This window comes from Streptomyces sp. NPDC005752, assembly GCF_040630715.1.
Classification (GTDB): domain Bacteria; phylum Actinomycetota; class Actinomycetes; order Streptomycetales; family Streptomycetaceae; genus Streptomyces.
Genome location: NZ_JBEXYB010000038.1, coordinates 1 through 18,594, shown reverse-complemented (window position 1 = coordinate 18,594; position 18,594 = coordinate 1). Strand labels below are relative to the sequence as shown.

Genomic DNA, 18,594 nt, shown 5'->3' with positions numbered 1-18,594 from the left:
GGGAACAGGGGGGATTGTTCCGAGGTGGCCGGTCGGACCGGTTTGCCGCGCGCCCCGGGGGGTGTGGGGCGGGCGGCCATCCGATCGGTGAGGAGTCCCGGAGCCCGAAGCTCCAGCGGTGTGCGCGATGGCACGGCCGGAACGGCGCTGGGGGAGCTCCGGTCCGGCATCACCCGCAGTCCCCTGCGGGCGGGGTGTTTCTCTCATCTGGGAAAACCGTACGTCAGAGGGAGGAGGCACCGGAAGCGGCAACGGTATCCCGCCATCGCCCCCGCACACCTTCTTCACACGCCCTCACCCGGGCGCCGTTCCGAGGCGTCGTGAACCCCGCCCGGCGCCCGGGTGGTTCGCACATGTCAGAGGCGCGCGAACGCCTGCTCGAGGATGTCCAGGCCCTCGTCCAGCAGGTCCTCGCCGATGACGAGCGGCGGCAGGAAGCGCAGGACGTTGCCGTACGTGCCGCAGGTCAGCACCAGCAGACCCTCGGAGTGGCAGGCCTTGGCCAGGGCCCCCGCGGCGGCCGCGTCGGGCTCCTTCGTGCCCGTCTTCACCAGCTCGATCGCGATCATCGCGCCGCGGCCGCGGATGTCCCCGATGATGTCGCCGTTCGGGAGCTTCGACCGCATCTCGGCGAGACGGCCCTTCATGACCTCCTCGATGCGCCTGGCCCTGGCGTTCAGGTCCAGCTCGCGCATCGTCTCGATGGCGCCGAGCGCACCCGCGCAGGCCACCGGGTTGCCGCCGTACGTTCCTCCGAGGCCGCCGGCGTGCGCGGCGTCCATGATCTCGGCGCGGCCGGTCACCGCGGACAGCGGGAGGCCGCCGGCGATGCCCTTGGCGGTGGTGATGAGGTCGGGCACGATGCCCTCGTCCTCGCAGGCGAACCACTGGCCCGTCCGGCAGAAGCCGGACTGGATCTCGTCCGCGACGAAGACGATCCCGTTGTCCTTCGCGAACTCGGCGATCGCCGGCAGGAAGCCCTTGGCGGGCTCGATGAAACCACCCTCGCCGAGGACCGGCTCGATGATGATCGCCGCGACGTTGTCCGCGCCGATCTGCTTGGTGATCTCGTCGATGGCCTGCGCGGACGCCTCGGCGCCGGCGTTCTCGGCGCCGGTCGGCCAGCGGTATCCGTACGCCACCGGTACGCGGTAGACCTCGGGAGCGAACGGACCGAAGCCCTGCTTGTACGGCATGTTCTTCGCGGTCAGGGCCATCGTGAGGTTGGTCCGGCCGTGGTAGCCGTGGTCGAAGACGACGACCGCGGTGCGCCTGGTCCACGCGCGGGCGATCTTCACGGCGTTCTCGACCGCCTCGGCGCCCGAGTTGAACAGCGCGGACTTCTTCGCGTGGTCGCCCGGCGTCAGCTCGGCGAGCTGCTCACAGACCTCGACGTAGCCCTCGTACGGCGTGACCATGAAACAGGTGTGGGTGAAGTCGGCGAGCTGGGCCGACGCGCGGCGCACGACCGCCTCGGCGGAGGCGCCCACCGAGGTCACGGCGATACCGGAACCGAAGTCGATCAGCCGGTTGCCGTCCACGTCCTCGATGATTCCGCCGCCCGCCCGAGCGGTGAAGACCGGCAGCGTGGAACCCACGCCCGCGGCGACGGCCGCGACGCGGCGGGCCTGCAGCTCCACCGACTTCGGGCCGGGAATGGCGGTGACGACGCGGCGCTCCTGCGGAATGTCGGACATGCGGGGCTCCTGGGGGTGTTTCGGACGCTTCTCTTTCTGCAGGCTAGGGGCGGGTGAAGGCAGCGGTCATGCTCCGATCGGGAGTGATGGGGTGCGTGTCCTTGTCCGCGGCGGACAGGTCCCCGGCGGAGCCGCCCGGCGACGTCCCCGCCGGGCCGTACGGCCGCATGGCTGAACTCCCGGTGCCCGGGCACTAGATTGGCCGGTGCAGAAGGCGGGACGCGGCTGGTCAGGGGGCAGCGGTTCATGGACACCGAAGGCACGTACGACGCACGGGGTACGGGCGCGGACCGGGTGCCCCGGCCCGCCGGGCCACCGCCCGCGGCGCCACCCCCTCCCGCGTATGCCCCGGGACCCCGTCACCCATCGGCGGGCGACGCCGGTGTCGAGGCGTGGCTGCGCACCCCGCGCCCCGTGCGGGAACCGGGCGTATGGCGCTACGGGCACACGCCGCGCCCGCCCGAGAAGCCCGACGGGGTGTCCGACCGCTCGCTGCTGGTCGGCGTCCTCATCTCCGTACTCAGCGGGCTGCTCCTGTGGTCCCTCTGGCGCAACGGGTACATCCCCTACCGGCTCGTCCCGCTGAAGCTCTTCACCCCCGGCGACTGGTGGTACGCGGGCACGTTTGGCGGGCCCCGGACGATCGAGGGCGCCGACGCCCTCACGGTCTACGAGGCCGTCCTGTTCGGGCTCCTCGTCTACGGCTGCGGCCGGATGGGCAACTGGTCCGAGATCTTCCGGCGCCATGTCGCAGGCCGGGGGCAGCCCTTCCTCGGACTCGCCACCGCCGCCGGAGGGGCCCTGGCCGAGCTCCTCGTATGGAAGGACGCCGTGCCGCTCGTCCGGCCGGTGCTGATCCTCGTCGCCTCCGTCGCGGGCGGCGAGATCTACCAGAGCCAGGCCGTCGTCAACGTGCTCTACACCCTGATCGCCGTCGCGGTGCTCTGGCCGTTCGCACGTCTCGGCCACTGGCGCGCGCTGCTCGCCACCCGGCTCGGCAGGGGCTCCGCGACGCCCGAGGCCCCTGCCGGGCCACCCGACGCCCCCACCCCCGAGCAGTGGCCGGAGCTCCGCGCGGCCGGTCTGACCGACGCGGCCGAGGCCCTCACCGCCGAGGTGCGCACCGGCCGGATGAACGACGTCGACGTGGCGCGGCTGCGCCACGCCTGGACCGTCGGCACCGGTCACCCCGAGCGGCTCGCCGCACTCACCGAGGCCGTCCTGCGCGCCGGCGGCGCCGCCGCGCTCCACCCCTCGGGCGCACGGGACCTGCCGCGGCGCACCGCCCGGCACGATCTGCTCACCGGCCAGGTCCGCCTCGGCGGCTGCGCCGACGACCCGCACAACCCGTACGTCCGCCGCGGCTCGGGCGTCGCCCTGGAACCCGCCCTGCTGGGCACCTCACTGCTGGCGGTCGGCCCGCCCGGGGCGGGCAAGACCGCGCGGCTGGTGCGGCCCGTCGTCGAGTCGCTCGCCCTGCAGGCCCTCGCCGGCCGGGCCGCGGTGCTGGCAGTCGGCGGCGCCGGGGGCGAACTCGGTCCGGACGACGCCTTCGACGTCGTGGTGCGGATCGGTGACCCGGCCTCCGTGCACGACTTCGACCTGTACGGAGGCACGACCGACCCGGACGAGGCCGCCGGCGTGCTCGCGGAGGGCCTGGTAGGCGATGTGACACACCTGGACAGCAGGCGCGCCGCCACCGTGCTCGCACAACTGCTCGGGCCCTACCGCGCCGTCCACGGCCACTTCCCCGGGGTGCCCGCTCTCCGGGAGCTCCTGGACGGCGACCTCGCCGCGACCGGAGCGCTGAGGGAGGCCCTCGGGGCGGGCGGCCACCAGGCCATGCTGCGCGAGCTGGAGGCCCGCACCCGGCAGAAGGGCGGAGCCGGAGACCCCGGCCCGGTGCTCGCCGACCGGATCGCGCTGCTCGACCGGCCCGCCTTCGCGCCGTTCTTCGCCACCGGGGAGGGCGCCCGCCCCTTCTCGCTGCGCTCTCTCGAACACCTGCCGCTCCGGGTCAGGATCGACCTTCCCGAGCGGGCACACGCCGAGGCGTCGCGGCTGCTCACCCGGCTCGTCCTCGCCCAGTTCACGACGATCGCCGCCGCCCGCGCAGACCGGTCGCTCTTCGTCTGCCTGGTCCTGGACGACGCCACGCACACCGTCACCCCCGAGACCGTCCGGGGCATCCGGCGGCTGCGGTCCGTCAACGCCGGCGCGCTCCTCACCCTGCGCACCGTCGACGACGTACCCGAGGGGCTGCACACCGCGCTGCTCGGCGCCTTCGGCTGCTGCATGGCCTTCAGCGGGGTCACCACCTGGGACGGCAAGCGCTTCGCCGAGGTCTGGGGCAAGGAGTGGGTGGAGACCCGGGAGGTCGCCCAGCACGCGGTCTTCGCGGACCAGCCGTTCACCCGCGCCCTGCACGGCCTGCGCAAGCTCGTCACCGGCAAGGCGGTGACGAGGGACGCGGTGACCGTACGGCGGGTCGAGCGGGAGCGCTGGTCCGCGTCGGAGCTGGCGTACCAGCTGCCCGCAGGCCATGCGGTCCTGTCACTGACGACGGTGGACGGCGAGCACGCGCCCCCGCTGCTGGTCGAGCTGGGCGGCTGAGCGCGAGGTTACGGAGAACCTGCCACCCTGGCATAGTCGAAGTCGGTCGTCTGTACGGGGCGGCGCAATCGAGCCGCCCACGCGGGGTGGCCCAATCGAGCCGCCCGCACGGGCGGCGCCCACGACTCAGAGGTCCGGCGTCCCATGCCTCCCACTCTCGCCTCGCTCGTCCAGCACTCGGCGCTCAAGCTCACCGTCCGGGCGGGCGCCGACCGGCTCGGCACCCCCGTGCGCTGGGCGCACGCCAGTGAGCTCGCCGACCCGGTCCCGTACATGGACGGCGGTGAGCTGCTCCTGGTCACCGCGACCAACCTCGACGCCCGTGACCCGGCGACCATGCGCCGGTACGTGCGGCGACTGGTCGGAGCCGGTGTCGCGGGGCTCGGCTTCGCCGTGGGCGTCACCTACGAGGAGATCCCGTCGGCGCTCGTGGACGCCGCGGAGGAAGCGGGGCTTCCGCTCCTGGAGGTGCCGCGGCGCACACCCTTCCTCGCCATCAGCAAGGCAGTGTCCGCGGCGATCGCCGCGGACCAGTACCGGTCCGTCACCGCCGGTTTCGAGGCCCAGCGGGAGCTGACCCGCGCCGCCGTCGCCGGTGACGGTCCAGGAGAACTCCTCACCCGCCTCGCCGCGCACGTCGACGGGTGGGCCGCGCTGTACGACTCCTCGGGTGCCGTCGTCGCCGCCGCGCCCACCTGGGCCGCCCGTCGTGCCGCCCGGCTCACCCCCGAGGTGGAGCGGCTGCGCGACCGTCCCGCCCCGGCCAGCGCGGTCGTCGGCGACAGCGACAGCGACGACCGGGTCGAGCTCCAGTCCCTGGGCGCCGGACGCCGTAACCGTGGTGCACTGGCCGTCGGCACCGGGGCGGCTCTCGGTACCGCGGAGCGCTACGCGGTGCACTCCGCGGTCGCCCTGCTGACCCTGACCACGGCCCGCTCCCGCGCGCTCCTGGGCGCTGAGCAGCGCCTCGGCGCCGCGGTCCTGCGGATGCTCCTGGCGGGCGAGTCCGGCCACGCCCGGGCCGTCGCCGGTGACCTGTACGGCGGGCTGCTCGACGCCCCCTTCCGGCTTCTGATCGCCGAGGCTCCGGCCCCTGCCGGGACGGAACTGCTGGCCGAGGCGATGGAGGCCGCGGCCTCGCGGTCCGGCGAGACCCTGCTGGCGGTGCCCGAGGGCGAACGCCTCGTGGTGCTGGCCGTCGACGGCGGCGCGGCCGTCGCGGCCTGCGCGGCCCACGCCCGGGCCGCGGACGACGAGCCTGCGCGCGAGCCGGGTACGGACGACGCCGACGTGGTCGTCGGCGTCTCCGCGCCCTCCGGCCCGATCGCCGTGTCCGCCGCGTACAAGCAGGCAGAACAGGCCCTCTCGGTCGCCCGCCGCCGGGGCAGGACCCTCGTCGAGCACGAGGAGCTGGCGGCCGGCTCCGTCCTGCCGCTCCTCGCCGACGACGCCGTACGCGCCTTCGCCGACGGGATGCTGCGACCGCTCCACGAACACGACGCGAAGGGCCGCGGCGATCTGGTCGCCTCCCTGCACGCCTGGCTCTCCCGGCACGGCCAGTGGGACGCGGCCGCCGCCGACCTGGGTGTCCACCGCCACACCCTGCGCTACCGGATGCGCCGGGTGGAGGAGATCCTGGGCCGCTCACTGGACGATCCGGACGTCCGGATGGAGCTGTGGCTGGCCCTGAAGACGACGGCCGCCTCCTCGGGGGCGCAGTAGCCAGGTCCCTGGAGCAAGCTGCCGGCCGGCTACGACAAACCGGCGCACCCCTCACCCCCTCCACTCCACGGCGGACAAACCTGATCCGTACCGGGCCGCCCTACGGTGGGGCCGAAGGGTGCCCTCGTGGCGCCCGGCGATCGTCGTACACCACCCCCGAAGGGCCGGAACCGCCATGACTTCCACCCACGCCTTCTGGCTGGCCGGCCGCCAGGCCACCGGCGAGGACAGCTTCGACGTCACCAACTCCTGGGACGAACGTCTCGTCGGCACGGTCTCCGTGCCCACCGACGCCCAGGTGGAGGAGGCCGTCGCCGCCGCGTACGCCGTGCGCGAGGAGTTCGCCGCGACTCCGGCGCACGTGCGGGCCGCCGCGCTCGACCACGTCGTACGCCGCCTCACCGAGCGCACCGAGGAGATCGCCCAGCTGATCTCAGCCGAGAACGGCAAGCCGATCAAGTGGGCCCGCGGCGAGGTCGGCCGCGCCGTCTCCGTCTTCCGGTTCGCGGCCGAGGAGGCCCGCCGTTTCAACGGCGGCGACGCCCAGCGGCTCGACACGGACGCCGGCGGCACCGGCCGCCTCGGGCTCACCCGGCGCTTCCCGCGCGGCCCCGTCCTCGGCATCGCGCCCTTCAACTTCCCGCTCAACCTGAGCGCCCACAAGGTCGCCCCGGCCATCGCCGTGGGTGCGCCGATCATCCTGAAGCCCGCGCCGGCCACCCCGATCTCCTCGCTGATCCTGGGCGAGCTGCTGGCCGAGACGGAGCTGCCCGCCGGGTCCTGGTCCGTGCTGACGGTGCCCAACGACAAGATGCCCGCCCTGGTCCAGGACGAGCGGCTGCCGGTGATCTCCTTCACCGGGTCCGGACCGGTCGGCTACTCGATCATGGAGTCGGTGCCGCGCAAGCACTGCACCCTGGAACTCGGCGGCAACGGAGCCGCCGTCGTGCTCGGCGACTACTCCCGCGAAGAGGACCTGGACTGGGCCGCGACCCGTATCGCGACCTTCTCCAACTACCAGGGCGGCCAGTCCTGCATCTCGGTGCAGCGCGTCATCGCCGACGCCACCGTCTACGACCGGCTCGTCCCGAAGATCGTCGCGGCCGTCGAGGCCCTGGTGACCGGTGACCCCTCGGACGCGGCCACCGACGTCGGCCCGCTCGTCAGCGAGGACGCCGCCCGCCGGGTCGAGTCCTGGGTCGACGAGGCCGTCACGGCCGGCGCCACCCTGCTGACCGGCGGCAAGCGCGACGGCGCCACCTACGCCCCGACGGTCCTCGCCGACCTCCCCGACACCACGACGATCGCCTGCGAGGAGGTCTTCGGCCCGGTCCTGTACGTCCGGAGGACGCACGGCGAGGCCGGGGCCTTCGCCGCCGTCAACGACTCCAAGTACGGCCTGCAGGCCGGCGTCTTCACCCACGACCTGCAGACCGCCTTCCGTGCCCACCGCGCCCTGGAGGTGGGTGGCGTGGTCATCGGCGACGTGCCGTCCTACCGCGCCGACCAGATGCCGTACGGCGGTGCCAAGCAGTCCGGAGTGGGCCGCGAGGGCGTGCGTTACGCCATGGACGACTACACCTACGAGCGGGTGCTGGTCCTCACCGGCCTGGCCCTGTAGGCGCGACACCCGATACGGACCGGCCGGAGCCCGCAGTGCGGGGCTCCGGCCGGTTCCGTATGCCGCCGGGAGCCCGCCGCAGGGGTGGTGGGGGTGACGCAGATCGGGTAGATACGGACGAGTGGTACCGATCGGCACGCGTACGGCCCGACCCCTACCCCGACTCGCGGCGAGGTGAGCTCCTCATGTCCGCCCCATCCGACATCCCCCAGGCCCCCAAAGTCACCGAGCGCGAAGCGCGGCAGGTGGCCGAGGCCGCCCGTGAACAGGACTGGCGTAAGCCGAGTTTCGCCAAGGAACTATTCCTCGGACGCTTCCGGCTGGACCTGATCCACCCCCATCCCCAGCCGGCCCCGGACGACGTACGGCGCGGCGAGGCCTTCCTCGCCCGGCTGCGCGAATTCTGCGAGACCCACGTCGACGGCGCCCTGATCGAGCGCGAGGCCAGGATCCCCGACGAGGTGATCAACGGCCTCAAGGAGCTCGGCGCGCTCGGCATGAAGATCGAGACCAAGTACGGAGGCCTGGGGCTGACCCAGGTGTACTACAACAAGGCTCTCGCGCTGGCCGGTTCGGCGAACCCCTCGATCGGCGCGCTGCTCTCCGCCCACCAGTCCATCGGTGTACCGCAGCCGCTGAAGATGTTCGGCACGCAGGAGCAGAAGGACGCCTTCCTGCCCCGCCTCGCGCGGACGGACATCTCCGCCTTCCTCCTCACCGAACCGGACGTCGGCTCCGACCCGGCACGGCTCGCGACCACGGCGGTGCCCGACGATGGGGGCACCTCCCGCTCGAGCGAAGCCGGGAGTGGGGGAGACTACGTCCTCGACGGTGTGAAGCTCTGGACGACCAACGGCGTCGTGGCCGACCTGCTCGTGGTCATGGCGCGTGTGCCGGAGTCCGAGGGCCACAAGGGCGGCATCACCGCCTTCGTCGTCGAGGCGGACTCCCCGGGCATCACCGTGGAGCACCGCAACGCCTTCATGGGGCTGCGCGGCATCGAGAACGGCGTGACCCGCTTCCACCAGGTCCGCGTCCCCGCGGCCAACCGGATCGGCCCCGAGGGTGCCGGCCTCAAGATCGCCCTCACCACGCTCAACACCGGCCGCCTCTCGCTGCCCGCCATGTGCGTCGGCGTCGGGAAGTGGTCCCTGAAGATCGCCCGCGAGTGGTCGGCGGTCCGGGAGCAGTGGGGCCGGGCGGTCGCCCGGCACGAGGCGGTCGGCGCGAAGATCTCCTTCATCGCCGCCACCACCTTCGCCCTCGAAGCGGTCGTGGACCTCTCCTCGCAGATGGCCGACGAGAGCCGCAACGACATCCGCATCGAGGCGGCGCTCGCCAAGCTGTACGGGTCCGAGATGGGCTGGCTGATCTCCGACGAACTCGTCCAGATCCGCGGCGGACGCGGCTTCGAGACCGCCGCCTCGCTCGCGGCCCGCGGCGAACGCGCCGTCCCCGCCGAGCAGATGCTCCGCGACATGCGTATCAACCGGATCTTCGAGGGCTCCACCGAGATCATGCACCTGCTGATCGCCCGCGAAGCCGTGGACGCCCACCTCAAGGTCGCCGGCGACATCATCGACCCCGACAAGCCGCTCTCCGACAAGGCGAGGGCAGGCGCCAACGCCGCCGGGTTCTACGCACGCTGGCTCCCCAAGCTGGTCAGCGGACCCGGTCAGAGACCCAACGCCTACGGCGAGTTCCGCGTTCCCGGGCACCCCGACCTCTCCGTGCACCTGCGGTACGTCGAGCGCTCGTCCCGCAAGCTGGCCCGCTCGACCTTCTACGCGATGTCCCGCTGGCAGGGCCGCATGGAGACCAAGCAGGGTTTCCTCGGCCGGATCGTCGACATCGGCGCCGAACTCTTCGCGATGAGCGCCGCCTGTGTCCGGGCCGAGCACCTGCGGGCCGACGACGACCACGGCCGCGAGGCGTACCAGCTCGCCGACGTGTTCTGCCGGCAGGCCCGCATCCGGGTGGAGGAGCTCTTCAACCGGCTCTGGTCCAACACCGACGACATCGACAGGCGCGTCGTCGACGGTGTCCTCTCCGGGACCTACACCTGGCTGGAGGAGGGGGTCATCGACCCGAGCGGCGACGGCCCCTGGATCGCCGACGCCACTCCCGGCCCGGCCGTCGGGGAGAACGTCCACCACCCCATCCGCTGAACCCGGCACACCCCGCGGGGCGCGTCCACTGCCTGGACGCGCCCCGCGGGCACGCCCTCCACAGGGCAAAATGGACGCCCGTGACCGTCATCGACATCCCCGGCTCCAAGTCCGTCACCGCCCGCGCCCTGTTCCTGGCCGCCGCGGCGGAGGGCACCACCACCCTCCTGCGCCCCCTGCACTCGGACGACACCGAGGGCTTCACCGAGGGACTGACCCGCCTCGGCTACGGGGTCAGCCGGGAAAGGGACCGATGGCACATCGAGGGCAGCCCCTCGGGGCCGGCCGCCGCCGAGGCCGAGGTCCACTGCCGTGACGGGGCCACCACTGCCCGCTTCCTGCCGACGCTCGCCGCCGCCGCGGCCTCCGGCACGTACCGCTTCGACGCCTCCGCGCAGATGCGCCGCCGCCCCCTCGCACCCCTCACCGAGGCCCTGCGCGCCCTCGGCGTGGACCTGCGGCACGAGGGAGCGGAGGGCCACCACCCGCTCACCGTGGAGGCGTCCGGCGTCAAGGGCGGCGAACTGACCCTGGACGCGGGGGAGTCGTCCCAGTACCTCACCGCGCTGCTCATGCTCGGCCCGCTCACGCGGGAAGGCCTCCGGATCGACGTCACGGAGCTGGTCTCGGCGCCGTACATCGAGATCACCCTCGCGATGATGCGCAGCTTCGGCGTCGAGGTCGCCCGGGAGGGGAACACCTTCAGCGTCCCGCCCGGCGGCTACCGCGCCACCACCTACGCGATCGAGCCCGATGCGTCCACCGCGAGCTACTTCTTCGCCGCGGCGGCCCTCACCGGCCGTGAGGTCACCGTCCCCGGCCTCGGCACGGGCGCGCTCCAGGGCGACCTGCGCTTCACCGACGTACTGCGCCGCATGGGTGCCGAGGTGCGGACGACCGCGGAGTCCACGACCGTGCGGTCCACCGCGCAGCTCTCCGGTCTCACCGTCAACATGCGTGACATCTCCGACACGATGCCGACCCTCGCGGCGATCGCGCCGTTCGCGACGTCGCCGGTACGGATCGAGGACGTCGCGAACACCCGGGTGAAGGAATGCGACAGGCTGGAGGCCTGCGCCCAGAACCTGCGGAACATGGGCATCACCGTGCACACGGGTCCCGACTGGATCGAGATCCACCCCGGTACCCCGAGGCCCGCCGAGATCGTCACCCATGGCGACCACCGCATCGTGATGTCGTTCGCCGTCGCCGGCCTGCGTACGCCCGGCACGACCTACGACGACCCCGGCTGCGTGCGGAAGACCTTCCCCGGGTTCCACGAGGAGTTCGCCGAGTTCGTGGCGAGGACCGCCGGCCGGTGACGACGGTGGGCCGCTGCGGGTCACGTCAGCGGCGCACCGGTGCGGGAAATCCGGTGCCGGGCAAGGCCTGAAGTACGCGCCGCCGGGGGAGCGCTGTCAGCGCGCACAGCGGATGCGGCAACAATGGGGGCCATGAGCGACAGCCCCGCACCCCTCGCCGACCCGCATCTCGTCTTCGACGCGGCGGAAGGCCGCCGGGATCTGGTGATCCTCGGCTCCACCGGGTCCATCGGCACCCAGGCCATCGACCTGGTCCTGCGCAACCCCGCCCGCTTCCGCGTCACCGCCCTCTCCGCCGCGGGCGGCAGGGTCGGGCTCCTCGCCGAGCAGGCGCGGCAGCTGCGCGTGCGTACGGTCGCTGTCGCCGACGGGGACAAGGCGCCGGCGCTGCGCGAGGCACTGCGCGAGGTCTACGGGGCGGGGGAGCCGCTCCCGGAGATCCTCGCGGGCCCCGACGCGGCCTCGGAGCTCGCGGCGGGCGACTGTCACACCGTGCTGAACGGGATCACCGGATCCATCGGCCTCGCCCCGACGCTCGCCGCGCTGAAGGCGGGCCGCACGCTCGCCCTGGCGAACAAGGAGTCGCTGATCGTCGGCGGCCCGCTGGTCAAGGCACTCGCGGCCCCCGGCCAGATCATCCCGGTCGACTCCGAGCACGCCGCGCTCTTCCAGGCGCTCGCCGCGGGCAAGCGCGCGGACGTCCGCAAGCTCGTGGTGACCGCGTCCGGCGGCCCGTTCCGCGGGCGTACGCGCGCCGAGCTGGCCGACGTGACCCGGGAGCAGGCACTGGCGCACCCGACCTGGGCCATGGGCCCGGTCATCACGGTCAATTCCGCGACCCTGGTCAACAAGGGCCTCGAGGTCATCGAGGCGCATCTGCTCTACGACATCCCGTTCGACCGGATCGAGGTCGTGGTCCACCCCCAGTCCTACGTTCACTCGATGGTGGAGTTCACCGACGGCTCGACCCTCGCCCAGGCCACCCCGCCCGACATGGGGGGCCCCATCGCCATCGGTCTCGGCTGGCCCGAGCGGGTCCCGGACGCGGCCCCCGCCTTCGACTGGACGAAGGCCTCCAGCTGGGAGTTCTTCCCGCTCGACACCGAGGCGTTCCCCTCCGTCGGGCTCGCCCGGCACGTGGGCACGCTCGGCGGCACCGCACCCGCGGTGTTCAACGCGGCCAACGAGGAGTGCGTGGACGCGTTCCTGGCGGGACGGCTGCCCTTCAACGGAATCATGGATACGGTCACAGCGGTGGTGGCCGAACACGGCACCCCCGCCACGGGAACTTCACTGACGGTCGCGGACGTCCTCGAAGCGGAGACCTGGGCCCGGTCCAGGGCCCGAGAACTCTCGGCGGAAGCGACAGCGGAGGCGCACGCATGAGCATGACGACGATCCTGATGACGGTCCTTGGGATCGCCATCTTCGCCGTGGGTCTGCTGTTCTCGATCGCCTGGCACGAACTGGGCCACCTTTCGACGGCCAAGCTCTTCGGCATCCGTGTGCCGCAGTACATGGTCGGCTTCGGCCCGACGATCTGGTCGCGCAGGAAGGGCGACACCGAGTACGGGATCAAGGCCATCCCCGCCGGCGGCTACATCCGCATGATCGGTATGTTCCCCCCGGGGCCCGACGGCCGGCTGGAGGCACGCTCCACCTCCCCCTGGCGCGGAATGATCGAGGACGCCAGGTCTGCCGCCTTCGAGGAGCTCCAGCCCGGCGACGAGTCGCGCCTCTTCTACACGCGCAAGCCGTGGAAGCGCGTGATCGTGATGTTCGCCGGACCCTTCATGAACCTGGTCCTGGCCGTCGCGATCTTCATGGGCGTCGCGATGACCTTCGGTTTCCAGACCCAGACCACCGAGGTCGCGGGCGTCCAGCAGTGCGTGATCTCGCAGAGCGAGAAGCGCGACACCTGCAAGGCGTCCGACCCGGTCTCACCGGCGAAGGCCGCGGGTCTCGAGGAGGGCGACACGATCGTCGCCTTCGACGGGCAGAGGATCGACGACTGGGCCACCCTGTCGGACAAGATCCGGCAGACGGTCGGCCCCGCCACCATCACCGTGCAGCGCGACGGCCGGGAACAGACCCTGAACGCCGTTCTGGAGAAGAACGCCGTGGCCAAGAAGGACGCCGACGGCGAGGTCGTCCCCGGCGAGTACGTCACCGCCGGCTACCTCGGCTTCGCCGCCAACACGGAGATCCTGCCGCTGTCCTTCGGGGACTCGGTGGTCCGCATGGGCGACATGATCGAGAACGGCGTCGATTCGATCATCGCCCTGCCCACCAAGATCCCCGACCTGTGGAACGCGGCCTTCGGCGACGGTGAACGCGCCGACGACTCCCCGGTCGGTGTGGTCGGCGCGGCCCGGATCGGCGGTGAGGTCATGAACCTCGACATCCCGGCCCAGAACCAGGTCGCGATGATGCTGTTCCTGCTGGCCGGGTTCAACCTCTCGCTGTTCCTGTTCAACATGCTGCCCCTCCTCCCGCTGGACGGCGGGCACATCGCGGGTGCGCTCTGGGAGGCCCTGCGCCGCAATGCGGCCAAGGTCTTCCGACGGCCCGACCCCGGCCCGTTCGACGTGGCGAAGCTCATGCCCGTCGCCTACGTGGTCGCCGGGATCTTCATCTGCTTCACGCTGTTGGTGCTGGTCGCCGACATCGTGAACCCCGTGAAGATCACCTGACCCGCCCGTCCGCCCATGGGCGGTGGCCGGACTTCCACGTGGTGTCCGGCCACCCGCCCCCGGGCGGTTCGACGGCACGGGTGCGCCTCGTTCGCCTCCGGTGCCGTAACCTCGAAGCCCGGAGCCCGCTGTTCTCGGGACCACGATCACCACTGATCCACACCTTGGGGATGCTCAGCGCATGACTGCGATTTCTCTCGGAATGCCGGACGTTCCGACCAAGCTCGCCGACCGACGGGTCAGCCGCCAGATCCAGGTCGGATCGGTGGCGGTCGGTGGGGACGCACCGGTGTCGGTGCAGTCGATGACGACCACGCGCACGTCGGACATCGGTGCGACGCTGCAGCAGATCGCGGAGCTGACGGCCTCCGGCTGCCAGATCGTGCGGGTCGCGTGTCCCACGCAGGACGACGCGGACGCCCTGGCGACCATCGCGAGGAAGTCGCAGATCCCGGTGATCGCGGACATCCACTTCCAGCCGAAGTACGTCTTCGCGGCGATCGACGCCGGCTGTGCGGCGGTCCGGGTGAACCCGGGCAACATCAAGCAGTTCGACGACAAGGTCAAGGAGATCGCCAAGGCCGCCGGAGACGCGGGCACCCCGATCCGCATCGGTGTGAACGCGGGCTCGCTGGACGCGCGACTGCTGAAGAAGTACGGCAAGGCGACGCCGGAGGCCCTCGTGGAGTCGGCGCTGTGGGAGGCGTCGCTGTTCGAGGAGCACGGCTTCCGCGACATCAAGATCTCGGTCAAGCACAACGACCCGGTCGTCATGGTGAACGCCTACCGCCAGCTGGCGGCGCAGAGCGACTACCCGCTGCACCTGGGTGTGACGGAGGCGGGCCCGGCGTTCCAGGGGACGATCAAGTCCGCGGTGGCGTTCGGCGCGCTGCTCTCGGAGGGCATCGGGGACACGATCCGGGTCTCGCTGTCCGCACCTCCCGCCGAGGAGGTCAAGGTCGGGCTGCAGATCCTCGAGGCGCTGAACCTCAAGCAGCGGCGGCTGGAGATCGTTTCGTGCCCCTCGTGCGGGCGCGCGCAGGTGGACGTGTACAAGCTCGCGGACCAGGTGAGTGCTGGCCTGGAGGGCATGGAGGTCCCGCTGCGCGTCGCGGTCATGGGCTGTGTCGTGAACGGCCCGGGCGAGGCCCGCGAGGCCGACCTGGGTGTGGCGTCCGGGAACGGCAAGGGGCAGATCTTCGTGAAGGGCGAGGTCATCAAGACCGTCCCGGAGTCGAAGATCGTGGAGACCCTCATCGAGGAAGCCATGAAGATCGCGGAGCAGATGGAGAAGGACGGGACCGCCTCGGGCGAGCCCCAGATCTCCGTCGCCGGCTGACCCACCGGCCCCTCTGTGCCCCGCAGGCCCCGTCCTGCGGGGCACAGGCGTGTTTCCCGGGCCTCCCGCGCGGGGCGGCACCCCACAGCCTTCGCGGGTACAGTGCGGACATCAAGTAGACCGTTTGGTGAGGCCCCAGTGTTGACGCAGACCACTACCCGGGTCCTCGACCCCGGTGAGCTCCCCGCCGCGCTCGCCATCCTCGAGAGCGAACCCGTGGACAACGCGTTCGTCACCTCACGCGTCCAGGTCGCCGGACTCGATCCCTGGCGCCTCGGCGGCGAGATGTGGGGCTGGTACGCCGACGGCCGGCTGCGCTCGCTCTGCTACTCCGGGGCCAACCTGGTGCCCATCTGCGCCACCCCCGAGGCCGTCAGGGCCTTCGCCGACCGCGCCCGGCGGGCGGGCCGCCGCTGCTCCTCGATCGTCGGCCCCGCAGGCCCCACGGCCCAGCTGTGGCGCCTCCTCGAACCGAGCTGGGGTCCCGCCCGCGAGGTCCGGCCCAACCAGCCGCTGATGGTGACCGAGCGCACCTCGGCGGAAGTGGCCCCCGACCCGCTCGTACGCAGGGTGCGCAAGGAGGAGATGGACGTCCTCATGCCGGCCTGCGTGGCCATGTTCACCGAAGAGGTCGGAATCTCCCCGCTGGCCGGCGACGGCGGGCTCCTCTACCAGGCACGGGTCGCCGAACTGATCACCTCCCGCCGGTCCTTCGCGCGCATAGAGGACGGCAAGGTCCTCTTCAAGGCGGAGATCGGGGCGGCCACCCCCCGCGCCTGCCAGATCCAGGGCGTCTGGGTCGCCCCGGAGGCCCGGGGCCAGGGTCTCTCCGAGACGGGCATGGCCGCCGTCCTGCGCTACGCGCTCAGCGACGTGGCGCCGGTCGTCAGCCTGTACGTGAACGACTACAACACCGCCGCACGCAGGGCGTACAGCCGCGTCGGCTTCCGTGAGACGGGCGCGTTCATGAGCGTGCTGTTCTGACCCGGCGGGCGGCCAGTAGGGTTCCCCGCATGGCAGCAGCAACGCCCGCGTCCCCCCGGGGCTCCGGGTCCCCCGACATCACGGTCGGACCGCTCGACCTCGCCGCCCGCGTCGACGAGGCCCTCGCCGTTCAGGCCCTCGCCTTCGGTCTCGGCCAGGACGAGATCGACGTACGCCGCCAGATCGTGCTCCGGCACCTGGACCACCCGCAGGCCCGCGCCCTCGGCGCCACCGCCGCGGATGGACGGCTCGTCGGGTTCGTCTACGGCCTGCCGAACGACCGGGCGCACTGGTGGTCCACCGTCGTCGAGCCGTATCTGCGCGCCACGGGATCCGACGACTGGCTCGACGGCTCCTTCGTGATCACCGAGCTGCACGTCCACCCCGACTTCCAGCAGCGCGGCATCGGCCGCAGCCTGATCACCACCATCACGGACGCGGTCCGCCTGCCCCGCTCGATCCTCTCCGCGATCGACACCGAGAGCCCCGCCCGCGGCCTCTACCGCGCTCTGGGTTACCAGGACCTGGCCAGGCAGGTGCTCTTCCCGAGCGCGCCCAAGCCGTACGCGGTGATGGGCGCACCCCTCCCGCTGCGCCGCGGCTGACGAATCGATTTCCGCCCGCATGGGCCCCCCGGCTAACCTCGGGCTCACCACCCTTCCGAGCAGGAGTTCATCATGGCCCAGGTCCAGCGCATGTCCCGATTGATGATCAAGACACTGCGCGACGACCCGGCGGACGCCGAGACGCTCAACCACAAGCTCCTCGTCCGCGCCGGTTACGTACGCCGCACCGCGGCCGGCATCTGGTCGTGGCTGCCGCTCGGCAAGAAGGTCCTGGAGAACGTCACCCGCGTCGTCCGCGAGGAGATGGACGCCATCGGCGGCCAGGAGGTCCTGCTCCCCGCGCTGCTCCCCAAGGAGGCGTACGAGGCGAGCGGCCGGTACGACGAGTACGGCGACCTGCTGTTCAGGCTCAAGGACCGGAAGGGCGCCGACTACCTCCTCGGCCCCACCCACGAGGAGATCTTCACCCAGGTCGTCAAGGACATGTGCTCGTCCTACAAGGACCTGCCCGTGATCCTCTACCAGATCCAGACCAAGTACCGCGACGAGGCCCGACCCCGCGCCGGTGTGCTGCGCGGCCGTGAGTTCCAGATGAAGGACTCGTACTCCTTCGACACCACCGACGAGGGCCTGGCCGAGGCGTACCGGCTGCACCGCGCCGCCTACATCCGGATCTTCGAGCGCCTCGGCCTCGACCACCGCATCGTCTCGGCCGTCTCCGGCGCCATGGGCGGCTCCGCCTCCGAGGAGTTCCTCGCCCCCGCGCCCGCCGGCGAGGACACCTTCGTCGACTGCCCGAACTGCGACTACGCCGCCAACACCGAGGCGGTGACGTACAAGGTCACGTCCGCCGCCGACGCCTCCGCGGCCGGTGCCGTCGAGGAGCTGGACACCCCCGACACCCCGACGATCGAGTCCCTCGCCGCGCACCTCGGCGTCCCGGCCTCGGCCACCCTGAAGAACCTGTTGGTCAAGGTCGACGGCGAGATCGTCGCCGTGGGCGTGCCCGGGGACCGTGAGGTCGACCTCGGCAAGCTCGGTGAGCACCTCGCCCCCGCCGTCGTCGAACTCGTCACCGCCGAGGACTTCGTGGGCCGCCCCGACCTGGTGCGCGGCTACGTCGGCCCGCAGGGCCTGGAGAAGGTCCGCTACATCGCCGACCCCCGCGTCGCCCCGGGCACCGCCTGGATCACGGGTGCCAACAAGGAGGGCGTGCACGCGAAGAACGTCGTCGCGGGCCGCGACTTCGAGGTCGACGACCACCTCGACGTCGTCGTCGTCGAGGCCGGGGACCCCTGCCCCAACTGCGGCGCCGGCCTCCAGGTGGACCGCGCCATCGAGATCGGCCACATCTTCCAGCTGGGCCGCAAGTACGCCGACATCTTCTCCCTCGACGTCCTGGGCCAGCAGGGCAAGCCGGTCCGCGTCACCATGGGCTCGTACGGCATCGGCGTCTCCCGCGCGGTGGCCGCCCTCGCCGAGCAGACCGCCGACGACAAGGGCCTGTGCTGGCCCCGCGAGATCGCCCCTGCCGACGTGCACGTCGTCGCCGCGGGCAAGGCGCTCCAGACCGAGCTGGCCCTGGACGTCTCCGAGAAGCTCAACGCCGCCGGCCTGCGCGTCCTGGTCGACGACCGCGCGGGTGTCTCGCCCGGCGTGAAGTTCACCGACTCCGAGCTCATCGGCGTCCCGAAGATCCTGGTCGCCGGACGCCGCTCGGCCGAAGGCGTCCTCGAACTGAAGGACCGCCGCACGGGCGAGCGCGAGGAGCTCACCGTCGACGAGGCGATCGCACGCCTGACCGACCAGGGCTGATCCCTCCGGGCATGGCAGAGGGCCCCCCCCCCCCCCCCGGGGCCCCCGGCCCGG

At 72.1% G+C, this 18,594-nt stretch carries 12 protein-coding genes; 11 read left to right on the top strand and 1 reads right to left on the bottom strand.

What is annotated here, in order from left to right; all coding sequences use genetic code 11:
- Positions 1-356: 356 nt before the first annotated feature.
- The gene (gene gabT, locus ABZ441_RS27205; protein ID WP_358978857.1) at positions 357-1,697 is read right to left on the bottom strand and encodes a 4-aminobutyrate--2-oxoglutarate transaminase; all 1,341 of its coding nucleotides are present in this window, start codon (positions 1,695-1,697) and stop codon (positions 357-359) included.
- A gap of 246 nt (positions 1,698-1,943) precedes the next feature.
- On the opposite strand from gabT, the gene ABZ441_RS27200 reads away from it, so the two are divergent.
- The 11 genes from ABZ441_RS27200 (at position 1,944) to ABZ441_RS27150 (ending at position 18,540) form a co-directional block, all read left to right on the top strand.
- On the top strand, positions 1,944-4,310 hold the full coding sequence (locus tag ABZ441_RS27200) for an ATP/GTP-binding protein (RefSeq protein WP_358978855.1): 2,367 nt from the start codon (positions 1,944-1,946) through the stop codon (positions 4,308-4,310).
- A gap of 144 nt (positions 4,311-4,454) precedes the next feature.
- Complete coding sequence (locus ABZ441_RS27195) at positions 4,455-6,032, top strand: PucR family transcriptional regulator (RefSeq protein WP_358978853.1); 1,578 nt, start codon at positions 4,455-4,457, stop codon at positions 6,030-6,032.
- A 175-nt stretch (positions 6,033-6,207) separates the two neighbouring features.
- Positions 6,208-7,653: an aldehyde dehydrogenase family protein gene (locus tag ABZ441_RS27190; protein WP_358978851.1), complete on the top strand. Its 1,446-nt coding sequence runs from the start codon at positions 6,208-6,210 to the stop codon at positions 7,651-7,653.
- 185 nt (positions 7,654-7,838) lie between these two features.
- Complete coding sequence (locus tag ABZ441_RS27185) at positions 7,839-9,821, top strand: acyl-CoA dehydrogenase family protein (protein WP_358978848.1); 1,983 nt, start codon at positions 7,839-7,841, stop codon at positions 9,819-9,821.
- An 80-nt stretch (positions 9,822-9,901) separates the two neighbouring features.
- Complete coding sequence (gene aroA / locus ABZ441_RS27180) at positions 9,902-11,143, top strand: 3-phosphoshikimate 1-carboxyvinyltransferase (protein WP_358978846.1); 1,242 nt, start codon at positions 9,902-9,904, stop codon at positions 11,141-11,143.
- Between the two features lie 123 nt (positions 11,144-11,266).
- Entirely contained in the window at positions 11,267-12,529 is a 1,263-nt protein-coding gene (gene dxr / locus ABZ441_RS27175; RefSeq protein ID WP_358978844.1) for a 1-deoxy-D-xylulose-5-phosphate reductoisomerase, read from the top strand.
- Complete coding sequence (locus tag ABZ441_RS27170) at positions 12,526-13,836, top strand: site-2 protease family protein (protein WP_358978842.1); 1,311 nt, start codon at positions 12,526-12,528, stop codon at positions 13,834-13,836. The genes dxr and ABZ441_RS27170 overlap by 4 nt, the downstream gene beginning before the upstream one ends.
- 181 nt (positions 13,837-14,017) lie before the next feature.
- A complete protein-coding gene (gene ispG / locus ABZ441_RS27165; protein WP_358978840.1) occupies positions 14,018-15,175 on the top strand; it encodes a flavodoxin-dependent (E)-4-hydroxy-3-methylbut-2-enyl-diphosphate synthase in 1,158 nt (385 codons plus the stop codon).
- 138 nt (positions 15,176-15,313) lie between these two features.
- Complete coding sequence (locus ABZ441_RS27160; RefSeq protein WP_358978838.1) at positions 15,314-16,159, top strand: GNAT family N-acetyltransferase; 846 nt, start codon at positions 15,314-15,316, stop codon at positions 16,157-16,159.
- A 29-nt stretch (positions 16,160-16,188) separates the two neighbouring features.
- Positions 16,189-16,764 (top strand): GNAT family N-acetyltransferase, encoded by a 576-nt coding sequence (locus ABZ441_RS27155; RefSeq protein WP_358978835.1) that lies wholly within the window; start codon positions 16,189-16,191, stop codon positions 16,762-16,764.
- 72 nt (positions 16,765-16,836) lie between these two features.
- A complete protein-coding gene (locus ABZ441_RS27150) occupies positions 16,837-18,540 on the top strand; it encodes a proline--tRNA ligase (protein ID WP_358978833.1) in 1,704 nt (567 codons plus the stop codon).
- Positions 18,541-18,594: the final 54 nt, after the last annotated feature.

Coding starts and splice junctions, on each gene's coding strand:
- gabT (WP_358978857.1), bottom strand. CDS start 1,697: ATGTCCGACATTCCGCAGGAGCGCCGCGTCGTCACCGCCATTCCCGGC.
- ABZ441_RS27200 (WP_358978855.1), top strand. CDS start 1,944: ATGGACACCGAAGGCACGTACGACGCACGGGGTACGGGCGCGGACCGG.
- ABZ441_RS27195 (WP_358978853.1), top strand. CDS start 4,455: ATGCCTCCCACTCTCGCCTCGCTCGTCCAGCACTCGGCGCTCAAGCTC.
- ABZ441_RS27190 (WP_358978851.1), top strand. CDS start 6,208: ATGACTTCCACCCACGCCTTCTGGCTGGCCGGCCGCCAGGCCACCGGC.
- ABZ441_RS27185 (WP_358978848.1), top strand. CDS start 7,839: ATGTCCGCCCCATCCGACATCCCCCAGGCCCCCAAAGTCACCGAGCGC.
- dxr (WP_358978844.1), top strand. CDS start 11,267: ATGGGGGCCATGAGCGACAGCCCCGCACCCCTCGCCGACCCGCATCTC.
- ABZ441_RS27170 (WP_358978842.1), top strand. CDS start 12,526: ATGAGCATGACGACGATCCTGATGACGGTCCTTGGGATCGCCATCTTC.
- ispG (WP_358978840.1), top strand. CDS start 14,018: ATGACTGCGATTTCTCTCGGAATGCCGGACGTTCCGACCAAGCTCGCC.
- ABZ441_RS27155 (WP_358978835.1), top strand. CDS start 16,189: ATGGCAGCAGCAACGCCCGCGTCCCCCCGGGGCTCCGGGTCCCCCGAC.
- ABZ441_RS27150 (WP_358978833.1), top strand. CDS start 16,837: ATGGCCCAGGTCCAGCGCATGTCCCGATTGATGATCAAGACACTGCGC.